General features: G+C 54.8%; 13 protein-coding genes. 10 read left to right on the top strand and 3 right to left on the bottom strand.

Annotation, left to right across the window (positions count from 1 at the left end; genetic code table 11):
• Nucleotides 1-1698: ATP-binding protein (locus KDK82_RS05740; protein ID WP_143343473.1), on the top strand; the 1698-nt coding region annotated here is incomplete at its 5' end.
• Between the two features lie 221 nt (nt 1699-1919).
• Here KDK82_RS05740 and KDK82_RS05745 read toward each other — a convergent pair.
• Both KDK82_RS05745 and KDK82_RS05750 read right to left on the bottom strand, forming a co-directional pair.
• Entirely contained in the window at nt 1920-3506 is a 1587-nt protein-coding gene (locus tag KDK82_RS05745) for an NYN domain-containing protein (protein WP_088164234.1), read from the bottom strand.
• A gap of 938 nt (nt 3507-4444) precedes the next feature.
• Nucleotides 4445-4777 carry a helix-turn-helix domain-containing protein gene (locus tag KDK82_RS05750; RefSeq protein WP_074931555.1) on the bottom strand — a complete coding sequence of 111 codons (333 nt, stop codon included), beginning with the start codon at nt 4775-4777 and terminating at the stop codon, nt 4445-4447.
• A 79-nt stretch (nt 4778-4856) separates the two neighbouring features.
• Between KDK82_RS05750 and KDK82_RS05755 the strand changes: the two genes are divergently transcribed.
• The 9 genes from KDK82_RS05755 (at nt 4857) to KDK82_RS05795 (ending at nt 11612) form a co-directional block, all read left to right on the top strand.
• Nucleotides 4857-5300, top strand: coding sequence for a DUF4177 domain-containing protein (locus KDK82_RS05755; protein ID WP_223275331.1), 444 nt, complete (start codon nt 4857-4859; stop codon nt 5298-5300).
• A 1-nt stretch (nt 5301) separates the two neighbouring features.
• Nucleotides 5302-5790: a hypothetical protein gene (locus KDK82_RS05760; RefSeq protein ID WP_061287722.1), complete on the top strand. Its 489-nt coding sequence runs from the start codon at nt 5302-5304 to the stop codon at nt 5788-5790.
• On the top strand, nt 5787-6410 hold the full coding sequence (locus KDK82_RS05765) for a hypothetical protein (protein ID WP_061287723.1): 624 nt from the start codon (nt 5787-5789) through the stop codon (nt 6408-6410). The genes KDK82_RS05760 and KDK82_RS05765 overlap by 4 nt, the downstream gene beginning before the upstream one ends.
• A 141-nt stretch (nt 6411-6551) precedes the next feature.
• Nucleotides 6552-6920, top strand: coding sequence for a hypothetical protein (locus KDK82_RS05770; protein WP_061287724.1), 369 nt, complete (start codon nt 6552-6554; stop codon nt 6918-6920).
• Nucleotides 6921-7040: 120 nt separating this feature from the next.
• The gene (locus KDK82_RS05775; RefSeq protein ID WP_061287725.1) at nt 7041-7517 is read left to right on the top strand and encodes a hypothetical protein; all 477 of its coding nucleotides are present in this window, start codon (nt 7041-7043) and stop codon (nt 7515-7517) included.
• 1035 nt (nt 7518-8552) lie between these two features.
• Nucleotides 8553-9116, top strand: a complete 564-nt coding sequence (locus KDK82_RS31760; protein ID WP_143343393.1) for a hypothetical protein — start codon at nt 8553-8555, stop codon at nt 9114-9116.
• A gap of 20 nt (nt 9117-9136) precedes the next feature.
• On the top strand, nt 9137-9760 hold the full coding sequence (locus KDK82_RS05785) for a DUF3631 domain-containing protein (RefSeq protein WP_179217853.1): 624 nt from the start codon (nt 9137-9139) through the stop codon (nt 9758-9760).
• 285 nt (nt 9761-10045) lie between these two features.
• Entirely contained in the window at nt 10046-11218 is a 1173-nt protein-coding gene (locus KDK82_RS05790) for a site-specific integrase (RefSeq protein ID WP_061287728.1), read from the top strand.
• A gap of 259 nt (nt 11219-11477) precedes the next feature.
• On the top strand, nt 11478-11612 hold the full coding sequence (locus KDK82_RS05795; protein WP_255247316.1) for a DUF3418 domain-containing protein: 135 nt from the start codon (nt 11478-11480) through the stop codon (nt 11610-11612).
• Here KDK82_RS05795 and KDK82_RS05800 read toward each other — a convergent pair.
• Nucleotides 11609-12928 carry a hypothetical protein gene (locus tag KDK82_RS05800; RefSeq protein WP_061287729.1) on the bottom strand — a complete coding sequence of 440 codons (1320 nt, stop codon included), beginning with the start codon at nt 12926-12928 and terminating at the stop codon, nt 11609-11611. The genes KDK82_RS05795 and KDK82_RS05800 overlap by 4 nt on opposite strands.
• Between the last annotated feature and the right edge of the window lie 19 nt (nt 12929-12947).

Consider the following 12947-nt stretch of genomic DNA (forward strand, 5'->3'; position numbering starts at 1 on the left):
TCGTCCGGGATGCGACAGCTACGCAAGCTGCAGGTAAACCGTTTGGCAGTGCTGCAAAGCAGCCGTGCTGGTCAGTACCTGATCGGTATCATTCAGAAGATTACGCGTACAGCGGTCGACGGCATTGGAAGCTCGGTGGACACGGAGGAGACAACGGATGGCGACCAAGTGGCGGAACTCAATGTTGTGCGGATCGCACTCATCGGCACGCTGATAGACAAGGTTGGGAATCGCAGCAACGTCTTCCTGCGCACGTTGGAAACAGTTCCGGAGATTGATGCCAACTGCTTTGCGCTTGAGGGTGAGCGGCTGACAGCTTTCATGCGCGTCATCGCCAATATTTCGGGAGATGGGCAGAAACTCACGCTCGGGCACTACACTCTTGATGCGAGTGCCGATGCATTTTTGAACGGCAATAAATTCTTTCAACGCCATGCAGTCGTCGTTGGCAGCACGGGATCTGGCAAGTCCTGGACTACAGCCAGGATCCTTGAACAGGTAGCAGCACTGCCAAACGCCAATGCGGTCGTTTTCGATATTCATGGCGAATATGCGCCATTGAACGCGAAAGGGTTCCAGCATTTTCGCGTCGCAGGCCCTGCTGATCTGGACGGTAAGGCATCACTTGACAACGGCGTAATATTTTTGCCTTACTGGCTGCTCGGCTACGAAGCCATGACATCAATGTTTGTCGAGCGCACCGATCAGAACGCGCCGAACCAGGCGATGGTGATGTCCCGTGCCATCCTGGCAGCCAAGCAGGCCTATCTTGAGGCGCACGGCCGCAAAGACGTGCTCGATAACTTCACGATTGATAGTCCGATTCCATTTGATCTCAATTGTGTTATAGACGAACTGGGCAAGCTCAACGATGAAATGGTACCGGGCGCACGCGCCGGTTCAGAGAAGGCTGGTGAATTCAATGGAAAGCTGAGCCGGATGATTCAGCGGTTGGAGAATAAACGCACGGACCGGCGACTTGGCTTCCTGTTCCAAGGCACTACTGAAACGCACATGTTTGACTGGCTTGAGCGTTTGGTCAAGGCACTGTTGGCTGGTTCGATTAACCAGAAGGATGGCGGAGGTGGTGTGAAGATCATCGACTTTTCCGAAGTGCCATCAGATGTTTTGCCTTTGATGGTAAGTCTGGTTGCGAAGCTCGCCTTTTCTGTGCAGCAGTGGACCGAAGCCTGTATGCGCCACCCAATAGCGATCTTCTGCGATGAGGCGCATCTCTATATTCCTGAGCGGCAACAGTCCGGTGGAGCTGGAGAGATATCTGTTGAGATATTCGAGAGGATTGCTAAGGAAGGCCGCAAGTATGGCGTCGGATTGGTCGTAATCAGCCAGCGACCCTCCGAGGTCAACCGTACCGTCCTGAGTCAGTGCAACAACTTGGTTGCTATGCGTCTCACTAATGGCGACGACCAGTCAGTGGTGCGTAGGCTGCTCCCAGACAGCTTGGCGGGATTCGGCGACCTCCTACCGGTGCTTGACACTGGTGAAGCATTGGTGGTTGGGGATGCTAGTCTGCTGCCTACTCGGATCCGGGTTTCAATGCCGGAGCATCGACCAAACAGTGGCACTGTGGAATTCTGGGAACGCTGGGCTTCGGGCGAGGCGGTTGCTGACCTCTCGATTGCAGTCGACGGTTGGCGTAAACAGACCATGAATACTTCTAAAGTTCCTACCGAATAAAATATACTGCCCCACCCATGCCATCATGCCGTGATAGCTCAGGTTTTCCTAAACATATTGGGCGCCTACGCCACGGCAACCACGTTTTGGCTGATCGTAGGGAATTGAGTTGCTCCAACCAAGGTGCCAACTTCTTTGTGGCCGGCGGTATGTTTCTCACTTTGTGGATGAGCGATTCACAGATAAGCGACAGGGCAGAGCTGTGAATCAGGAGTGCTATTTCATTTTTCGTTAGCGGTAGAAGGGCTGGTTCTGGTAAGCCATGAAATAAGACGATTCCTTGCCTCATCGTCTGTTTGGACTTGGGTTTCACGCGACCAAGATGCCAAGATCACGCCCATTGCTGCAGTAACTAATGCTTGCGGAGAAGAAAATGCCTGAGTGGTGTCAAGGCCTCCAAATATTAAGGCTTGAAGGGTGGCTGTAATGCGTTTGATCGGAATATGTCGGTTTTCGGCACCAAGCGACTCTGAAACTTTCCGACTGACTGCAGCAATCTCAAAAGGTTCTTGTTGGCCCATATGCACACGTGCTTGATGCAGTATGCGTACGAAGTCCTGTGCGCGGATAACTGGCAGTTCTGCTGCTCGGAGCATCGCTGAAACCATTGAGTCCCCGACAACCCCGGCCGGTGCTTGATGTTGCTCTGGGTCGTAGAGAACGAATGTTGAACCATCTTCCAGCGATCCCCGCATTAGTGGCTCTAGGGGAAGCCGTTGAAGATATGCAGCCAGCGTTGGAGCACCGTTCCATCCATCCGCTAGTTGCGGAAGCGCCTTCCTGAGCTCGGTTCCAAGAGTCGAGAATAGCATGGGACGCGTGGCTGCCCCTATCCATTGACGGATCATACGGACTGCAGCTTCATCGATTTGATCACTTGATATGGGTAATAATTCCTGCATTTCAGCTGAGAGCGAGTTGTTGGGTGCTCTATTTTTTTCTGCAGGGGTCGATGTTATTAATGCAGAGCTTGGTTGTCTGAAATTGGCTTGCTCTTTCCTAACTATATCGAATGCCATTTCATCCTTAAAGTCGAATTGGACGCCTGCGGGAGACAGCTGACGTATCAAATTGCTAAAAGAGCCGGCTTCTGCCCACATAGATTCCTTCAGTCCAGGAATTTCGCGTTGTAACTGTTGTGCTAGCCTTGGTAGCGGGACCGGATCTGCTGCGTCAAGGACCAGGCGACGTATTGATCCCTCAGCTTTCTTTCGGAGTTCAACCATGCGTAAGGATGGCATGCTGTTGCCAACAACTTGATCGGTTTCTATGTCTATTTCGTCCTCGATTAGCTGAAGGGCTTCCCGAATGAAAGTCGAGATATCTATCACGGCATCTGCAGCAGCTTTGTAGGACTCTGACATGGCACCCGCTGCAAAAATGATGGTGCGCCGGTCATGTCTTCGCAAACGACGCAATAATGGTGAAAAGTCGGCGTCGGCGGAGAAAACGACGAACTCATCGAAGTGTGTAGCATCCTGTAAAGCGTCGATAGTGTCTAGCACCAAGTGTATGTCTGTACTGGTTTTTCCAGAAGCAGTTGTAGGTGGGCAGTCGACGATTTCAAATCCCGCCTCGTGAAAAGGACGTCGAAACTGATTGAACATAACCGGGTTCAAGTAACAGCGGCGCACCAGTACTCTACGATTTCTAATCGCTTCTGACTCCGACACTGTCGTCGGAAGGTTGTCAGTGAGCCACTGCAGCCACTTTGCAGGCTGACGGGCTAATCGATCCGCCCCCAGTGTACTGATACGCCGTAGGCCGGAATATACATTATCGAAATCAACAAACAAAGCTGTTTTCAAAGTCTCTCTCCCAAGATTTGGTGATGCGGTGACCGATGCTGAAAATTAACAGAAAAAATATCTAAGTTCCGGAATTTCTATCCCATTATTTCCTATTTCAGCGATATGGTTCTAGGAAGTCTTGTGCATTATTTGGCTTAAAGACTTCGCAAGTACGATGGCAATTCGCCATGCAGCATACATCGGCAAGCGAGTCTCAAGTGATCCCCTCGTTTGACAGGCATCTCCTACGCCACTGTGTTCTGAGGGAGTACGAAAGAATCATGACTCTTCTTGTCGGGATGCATAGCAGTGAAGGTGATTCGCATACCATCTTCGATAGTCACATAAAAAGGTCTTCAGACTATACCTCGACCAAGTCGCGCGGGTTGCCCGTTACTCGATGAGTCTGATGACGCGGCCGAGCTTCTAGGTGTCAATGTGCAGTATGTCACCAAGTGCCTCATGCTCATGCAAATCACCGACTCAGTGGGCTGTACGTCGCTGGGGTGAGACAAGCCAGTACTAATCAGAATACTGTCGGCAGTGGGGGGGGGCCTCCCATAGCTGGCAATCCGCGACTACAGCATCCGACGGTGGCGCAATTCGATGCTGAAGAGCATCAGCGTGGACTCTTCGATAGCGCTAGGGCTGGTGCGCTGGCCTGGAGTACGAATCGGCCAGGGTAGCTTCGCCACCAGTTAGATGTTTGCCGAGTCACTTCCTTGCAGTCTGTGCGGTGACGCCGGAGTGCGCTCTTGCTTATGAGTGTTAACCCGGTTGGTTTTCTTATTTAATTGGGGTTTTGGTGAATTAAAGTTTTCAAAATTATTATGTTGAACGTAGGGGGTTTTGAGTTTTCTTGATTAATTTATTTAGCCAATTGTGAATAAATTGAAAAATGGTATCGGACATAAATTGCGGTCCATTGATGCATATGCAGATCGCACGCAACAGCGCTATATTTCATTTGCTTGATTTATCCATGAAGCAACGATCTGATGGCGAAGTGGATAACTGAGCTTGAACAGCACCAAAAGAAGTTCGGCGATCTCATCATCCTCGCAATAAAGATAGGCCAAGGGGACGTTTAGTACTTCGGCGATCTGTCGAGCGGTTTTCACAGGGGGTTCGTGTGTCCCCAGCTCATACCTACTGATGCGCGCACGGCTTGAGGACTCATCAATGCCGATCAGTACTCCCACTTTTTCCTGGGACCACTGAAGGGCTTCACGCTGGGCACGCATACGGCGTCCTACGACATTGGAAGGCTCGAGAGAGACGGAATTCATGTAGCGAGTTTCGTTACACTGTGATATTCTGTCGTCACGAAAAACGTTACATCATTAAAAGGTGGTTGATTGATTATTAATGGGTTTCAATAAACTAATTGAGGTGGCGAAAAAATTTGTCCGTGTATATATTTATTTCAACTTGGAGGATTATATGGATTACGAATACAAGGTCATTGACGTGGCAGATGGGGCGATCAGCTCGCTATTACTAGGAGAAGGGAGAATAGAAACTGAAGTCCTAGAGGCCTATATAAATGCCATGGCGTCGGAAGGATGGCGCCTGGTTTTTATGGAAAAGGTCATGCAAAGACATCTCGTCGTTGCAGACAGAGAAACCTTGATGATTACTTTTGAAAGGAGAGTGCCGGAATCCGAGCGTGCCGCAAGAGCCGCGAGGTGCATTGACGAAGTGATTCGTGCTGAAGACGCAGCCAAGCGCAAGGGGCGTGGAGCTGCCGTTGGGGCAGCGGGCATGGTTGCCGCAGGAGCGGCTTTGAGCAGTCTACTGAGCGAGGAATAAATTGGATCTGAACCAAAAAATTGCCGAGAGAAGGGCGCAATTGCAGAAGGAAGAGGCGGCGCAGGACGCGCTCAAGCGGCAGGAGTTGCTTGAAAAGAGGCAACAGGAGCAAGCGCGCGAGAGGGCGATCAAAGAGTCTGCCGAGAAGGAGGCGGCGCAGAAGATTCAAGAGATCGAGGCCCAACTGCACGGCACCAAGGACCAAGTATCAACTGATACAGCTCCCGTGCTGGATGAGCGAGTAAGCCAGGAGGCCAAGAAGAAGGTAGATGCGCATATCAGCGCACTTGCCGGAAAACGATTCACGAAAGGAGAAAACTGGGCATTTGGCCTCCTCATGCTGGGCACCGCCCTTGGTTTCTTTATGGCGTGGTGGTTTGGCCTGGGAATGCTGATTTGGACGTGCTACTACGTCACCAAGGTAAGCAATCGCCACGAAACCGAGATCAGGGCCGAGTTGGCTCAATCCAAAGAAGGGAGCAACGAATGAAGAGGGTTTCAACCGCGATCATGCTTGTGGGGATCGTCATGCTCATCCTCGCCTTGGGCAGCGATGTTGCTGTTGATGGCATGGGCGGCAGAAGGATCACAAACAACGGCTTGATGCATGACCGCTTGGTCAACATCATCCTGAGCGTGACCTTGATCCTGGGCGGTCTGCTGCTGAAGCTGTTCGGGGAGAAGCTGTCAGGGCCCTATCTGCAGGCCATTGACCAGTTGCCAGCGAGTGAGTACTTCGCCCGTTGGGCCACGGCCATCCTGTCCTCTGCTTGCGTGTGGGTGCTGCTGCTCATGTATCTCTGGCCCAAGACGAGCGTGGCGGCTGCGCTGCTTGCTGCTATGGCTTGGTGCTCGTTCCTTCCGCAGGCGACCTACACCGTGCTCAAGCGGGTCTGGATAGGCACATTGTTGCTGGCGGTGGGAATGGCGACCTGGCACTTGATCGCCTTGTTCAGCACAGGTGTCAACGCGTTAACGCTGGGGTTGATATCGGAGGGGGTCTCTCTGATAGGAACGGGACGTTTGCTGCCTTTGTTTGCCGTAATGCTCGGAGTGCCTTTGCTGGTGTCAATCGGAGGTGTCACTTTTTCTGCACTCAAGTCAAAGTGAAATTTAATGGCCATGTTTCTTGTGCTAACCATTTAAAGGGTATTTATTGACTGAATAAGAGTAGCTGTTTGGTTGTTTCCTTGTTGGCCCGCCCTGGAGAGATCCTCGGCGGGCTTTATTTTTCTAACAGAAAGGAGTTTTATGCGCGTTTATGCGGATTTCCTATCTATTCATGAAGCCTGCGGTCAAGTCCGGTGCATCGAGCTGGATAAACTGATCAGCCTGCGTATTGAAGAGTTGGCCGAATATGAGGTGGATGACCTGTCCAGTCTCATCAAAATCCTGGTTCTGGAGCCCAGTGACGCATTGACTACTATTGATGCGGAACTGGGTTTTTCACTTCTTGGCCGCCATTGCGATGTCGCCGAAAGCCATCGGGATTGGTTCGAACTGACCCTGGTGCTCAGTGATGACGGCTTCGGTGTCGTGATCTACGTGCCCAAACATGCGGATCTTGATCCCCTGCTCACGGCCTATTGCGCCAGCCAAGTGAGGGCCAGATCACAGTGACCTGCCTTCATCGCCCACCACCTGCCGCCCATCGAGGCGGCTTTTTTTTGTCTGAGGGCGTTTTGCCACCTTATCTGATAGGCCACCTGCCTATTGCATCGATCTACTAAGGAGAACTTTATGAGTGAATTCGAAGCGACAGAAAACGGGCAGCAACCCGTATCGATCGACAGCATCTACAACGGCAAGTGCCTGTCAGTGTCGGGCCGAAGCACGCTCACCTACACGGTGGGCCAGGGCAAGGGCGACAACGCGCTGTACCTGCGTATCGCCGATAGCACCGGCAACGGCGTGTGGTGCAAGGACTGGGCGCCAGCCTCGGCCATCGAGGCGATCGTTTCGGGAGCGCAGGAGCTGACCGCCAAGAGCTTCCATAGCCTGCATCCAGGCAAGTCCATCAACACAGGCGGCTTCGTGCTGGCTGCGCTACGGGATCTTGGGCTCATCCGGCCGGGCGAGGTGAACACGCGGCTCCATGAGCATGTGCCCGGAGCCACGCTGGAGGGGATCACGCGCAACCCGCCCAAGGCGAAGGACGAGGGCAGTGCCGCCAGCATGGCAGGGAAGTCGCGCCGGAAGGCAAAGGAGGGGGCTTGACCCCGGGCATACAGGCCGCCTTGGTTACGGTATTGGTACTGGGAATGTGGTTCAACGCTACACGCCCCATGTCCATAGCTGCTGCCGCTGCGCTGACCTTTATGTATCCCCTGTTGCTGATCGTGATTCTGGTTGGTGCGGGGGCTGCCCTGTGGGTGGGCTACCTTCGGAAATAGCCTGAGCCAAGCTCCCGGAGGAAGTCCGCTCCAGCCTCTGCGCCCTGGGGGGCGGGGGTTGGGCCAGGGCGGCGCGCGACGGCCGCTCCATGAGGGGGGTGATCCCGGACCCCTGCCGGGCTCGCCTGGGGGCAACCTGGGCACCAGCCGGGGCGACGCGGTGCTGCCCAGCCCCCCGGCCCCCCCGGCCCCCGGGGGCTGCCCTCCCCGGACTCCGCCACATCTGCCACGGCGCCACCCATCGGGCCATGCCCTGCAACAACGTTGCGGCGTTGCGGATGTTGCGTATCGGGGCGGGGCAGAGGGGGTGCTGCCCAATATGTTGCCTGAAAAGCAGTGATGTTGTAAGCAAGAGAATTATTGTCATTGGTTACAAGAGTTTCAAATTTTGTACATTTGGAGTGCGATGGTTGGCTTCTTGCCTTCTTTGCTCCTTCGCAGAAGTACTTCTTTCCTAAGCTCAAAAAAATCCCCAGCTAGAAGTGCTTCCAAGCCAAGGAATTTTGTTTTCCTTGTTTGGTGTGCCTCCATTCCTTAGATTTTTGCGACTCGCTTCTTGAAGGCGCTCTATTTCTAGAGAAAATTCAATCCCATACAGAAGTACGTTAAGGCTTATATATTTTAATTTCCTTGTTTGCTGTGCCTCCATCCTTAGTGCTTTGATTACCGTGATCCGAGAGTTGGCATGAATTTTAAGGGGAGCGCCATGGAGGGTTAAGTGGCGTGGGTTGCGAGGATGCGGTTTTTATGAAGAATTCAGTCCTGGATCGCTGCCTGCACTCAGCGAACCACGGATTGGCCAATCCATCTTCTCAACCGCGTAATTTCAAAGCAACCGAAAAATTTCAAAGGATGGATCATGAAAACTAAGCCTGTGAGTTCAACTTCGTCGATCATTTCAAAGAGCCTGGACGCGAATAATGTCGAGCCGTTTGAGGGTGCGATCGATTGCGGCATGCTGATGACTGAAATTATGCGTGCCATTAAAAATCACGTGATCATATCGGATCATGATGCCTTGATTGTGGGGCTATGGTCTATTAATACATGGTGCTATAGGGATTTTCAGCGTTGCCCTCTGTTGCTGATTAATGCTCCAGAGAAAGAATGTGGGAAAACTCAGCTGCTAAAGGTGGTGGAGAAATTTGTGTTTCGACCAATGGAGTCAGCCAATATTACCTTGGCAGCACTTTTTAGGTTGATCACTAATTTCATGCCCACGCTACTGATCGATGAAGCAGACACATTTATGGAGGGAAAAACAGAATTTGCTGGGGTAGTGAACAAGGGCTACGAAAAAGGAGGATTTGTCTTGCGGGTAGAGGCCGTGGGGAAAGAGCTTGTCGAGCGTGCCTATGTGGTTATGGCCCTAAAGTCATGGCCGGAATCATGCTTGAGCGGCACTTGCCGAGCGCCACAATGAGTCGAGGTATTCAGATTCCCATGAGGCGCAAGACCAAGGGCGACAATGTTCAGCGCTTACGTTCTGCCGATCCAGAGGTTTTTAAAGGCCTGCGTTCTCGTATTCTGAAATTTGTTATAGATAACAAGGACGCCTTAGCGAAAGGCTGGGATGAGATGCCACAGGAACTCAGTGATCGCCAGCAAGATAATTGGGAGCCCTTGCTGGCCATTGCAAAGTGCCTTGGCGAAGAGTGGTATCAAAAAGCGTGTGAGGCAGCCCTGAAAAACTGTGAAGAAACAGCGCCGCCTAAGGCATCTTCCAATCAATTGCTGGAGGATATTCGCGAGGTCTTGTCTGACTATTCGGAAAAGTACATTCCGTCGGCATATTTGTTGCAAGAGCTCCATGACGATGATGATATGGACTGGGGCACCTACAATGGCGGTAAACCGCTTTCGGCGCGTCAGCTGGCAAAATTCATGAGTGCCTATGGAATAAAAACCAAGACTGTGCGCATGAATGCGGACTATACGCCCAAGGGCTATGAGGTGCGTGATTTTGCTGATGCTTTTGCACGGTATCTGCCAGAGTTGCCAAGTGAGCTGCCCCCGGAAGAAGAGAAGCCTTTGCGTGCAGGAAAGCCGCCGATTCCAGAGTTCTGAAATAGTGATCGGGGGTGCCGTCACAGTGAAAGGTGGTGGGCTCACTTGTGAAACCAGTGGTGGCCGTTTCCTGGAGTTTTCAAGTGAGTTTTCCTAAGCCGATGATTTTGATCATCGTCGATTCCTGCGGTGATGGTCTCTGCGGGACTGTTCCGCATCTTTATTAACCCATTGTCTTGTTAATGGCCACGCCCATGTGGAGAGGCGTTCGTGCGTCTATTGCTTAGGCGCCGATCTCCATGGGCGCGGATCTTTATCAATCAACTTCATGAAAGGAGAGGCTGTATGCCCATTGTCAAACTCAGTGCGCAGTTCGTGCGTGAAGCGGTTTGCCCGCCCGGAAAATCCAAGGTGGACTATTACGACAACGCACTCAAAGGGTTCATCCTGGAGGCTCGACCTTCAGGTGGCAAAACCTTTTACCTGCGCTATCACGATAGCCACGGCAAGCTGCGCCAATGCAAGATCGGTGACGCTGCTGCGGTCAGCTACGACAAGGCCCGGCAGAAGGCCATGCGGTTGCGCTCGGAGGTGGAGCTGGGCGGCAATCCGCTGGAGGAGCGCCAAGCCTTGCGTGCGGTGCCGACCTTGGCCGAGTTCATCCGCGATACCTATGTGCCGCACATCCACCTGCACCGGAGGAATTTTCAGTCCACGCTGAGCTTCATCAAGTGCCATGTCCTGCCGCGTTTTGGAGCCAAGCACCTGGACGAAATCACGACCAACATGCTGGCCGAGGCTCACCAGGATCTGCGCACGAAGGGCTATGCGTTGGCTCATGCCAACAAGATACCCATCCTGTTCAAGATCATGTTCAATCTGGCGAGGAAGAAAGGCATCCCGGGAAGTGAGTCCAACCCTGCCGACGGTGTGGTGCTGTTCAACCCGAACAACGCGAAGGAGCGGTATCTCAGCGCGGCTGAAACCCAGCGCCTGCACGAGGCCCTGTCCCAGCGTGGTTCTCCCCAGTTGAAGAGCATCGTTGCTCTTTTGCTGCTGCTCGGATGCCGCAAGCGTGAGCTGCTGGATGCACGTTGGGAAGACGTTGATCTGGAGCGGCGCAACTGGCGCATTCCTCTTTCCAAGAGCGGGAAAGCCCGATGCATTCCGATCTCTGACAGGGCTCTGGAGGTGTTGCGGGGGCTGCCACGTTGGAGCGGATGCCCTTATGTGATTCCCAACCCGGATACCAAGCGGCCGTTTGGCAACCTGTTCTATCTCTGGGACAAGGTCCGCAAGGCGGCGGGGATCGCAGACCTGCGGATGCATGACCTGCGCCACACGTTCGCGAGCAACCTGGTGAACTCGGGGCAATCCATCTATGTGGTGAGCAAACTTCTTGGCCACTCCCAGATCAAGACCACGGCGCGCTACAGCCACTTGGCAGACGAGACGCTGATGTCTGCTGTGGATGCAGCTGCAAAAGTGGTGGACACAAGTTGGAGACCCAGTGTCTAAAAAACTGCCTAAAATTTAGGCAGAAGTGACACGCCCCGCACGCGATCACCTGCCCATCGCATGGGGTTGGGAGAGGTGTGGCGACTGGGCTGCGGGCAACGGTGCCACAGTTGATCAACCGGCAACAGGTCACTGTGTGGGCATGGCGTCTTCCTCTCGACGTTAACGCCTGAGCAGGTTTTCACTGGGTCAATACAGTCGCGGGCAGGTCCATTAAGATTGAGCGCGCCCTGCACGCTCTGGCAGTAGTGAAGGTCACATCGATGCGCGCATGCAGGAGCACAGCTGGATGCTGGAGGAGCTGCGCGTGAGCTTCTTCGCCCAGGAGCTGCGCACGCCGTACCCGGTGAGCATCAAGCGGCTGGACAAAGTCTGGCAGCAACTGCAGAACTAGCGCAGCATCACCAGCATCTCGACCACGCCGGTCTGGCCTTGGGGCTGGTCATGTCCATGCATGGCCTTGCCGATCACCGTCCCCGGCACCGGAGGGGTCGGCGCCCTGGCCGCATGGCCCGGGATGCTGGCCGACACCAGGAGGTCGCCGGCCTGTATGGGGCCGCCCTCCAGCGTCACCTTCACCGGCACGCGGCCTGCCAGCGCCAGCGCGGGCAGGTTCGTGGCGTCCTGCACATCCGCATTCATCAGCACGCCGGGCCGCGTGGTCACCACGCCGGCCACCAGCGGGCTCTGCGCGCCGCTGGACAGGCGGTAGTGCAGGGGGTGGTCGGGGTCGATCTCCACCACGTCGCCGGGCTGGGGCAGCGGGCCTTGGGTGTCGATCACCTCGGCAATGTCGGCGCCGCCGGTCTGGGTGCCGTTGTTGAAAAAGCCCCTGCCGGTCTTGTCTATGCGCGCCACTTTGGTGCCGGACGAGGTCAGCACCGCCAGGTCCTGCGTGTTGGCTCCGCCCGTCACATGCACCGCAGCGCCGCTGCCCGTGGTCGAGACCTCCAGGGTGTTGAAGGTGTTCGCCGCATTCTGGTTCTCGAAGCGGCCTGCAACCCCCTGGCCCCCATTGATTCCCACCTGGCCCAGCACGCCGATGGCTCCGTCGGCGCTGGTGACGAAGCCACGCACGCCGTAGCCGCCCGGGCCATCGTGGCGCCCCACGACGGCGCCAATGCCCTTGCACCTATCGGGCAGGACATCTTTGCAGCCGGTGCCGCTTTGCCGTCCGACAATGGCTTCTCCAGAGGAGTTGTCGCCCACGAAGGCCGCCGAGGTGCGGACATCGGTTCTGCCATGGACGGAAAATCCTGATCCTGTATCGACCTGGATGCCGGCCCCGTTGCCTGTGTGCTGGACCCTGATGGCGGCGGCCGAATTGCCTGCTGGCAGTTGCACGCTGATGCCGCCGGCGCTGCCCGACTGGTTCAGGGCGAACAGCGGCACCACCGAACCGACCGTGGCGGAATAGGGCAGGGAAAAGCCCGTGGTCGCCGGGCAGGGCCCCACAAAGCCCAGGGTCACGTCGATGCACATGGGCCCCGTCTGCTGGGCCAAACCCTGCCAGCCGGGCAGGGCGATGCGCCCGTCCTCCTGCACGCGCAGCCGCTGCGCGCCGCCCGCGCTGTCGGTGACGATCAGGGAGCTGCCTGCGGACGGCTGCACCACTACATCGGCCGCCTGTGCAGGAGCGAATGCCGAGGCCATTGCGCAAACCAGGGCCAGCACCAGCGGTGGAGTGGTGCGTGAGGTGTTCAAGGGCATGTTGGTCTTCCTTTTTCTG

The sequence above is a fragment of the Delftia sp. K82 genome (assembly GCF_002193035.1).
GTDB classification, from domain to species: Bacteria; Pseudomonadota; Gammaproteobacteria; order Burkholderiales; family Burkholderiaceae_C; genus Comamonas; species Comamonas acidovorans.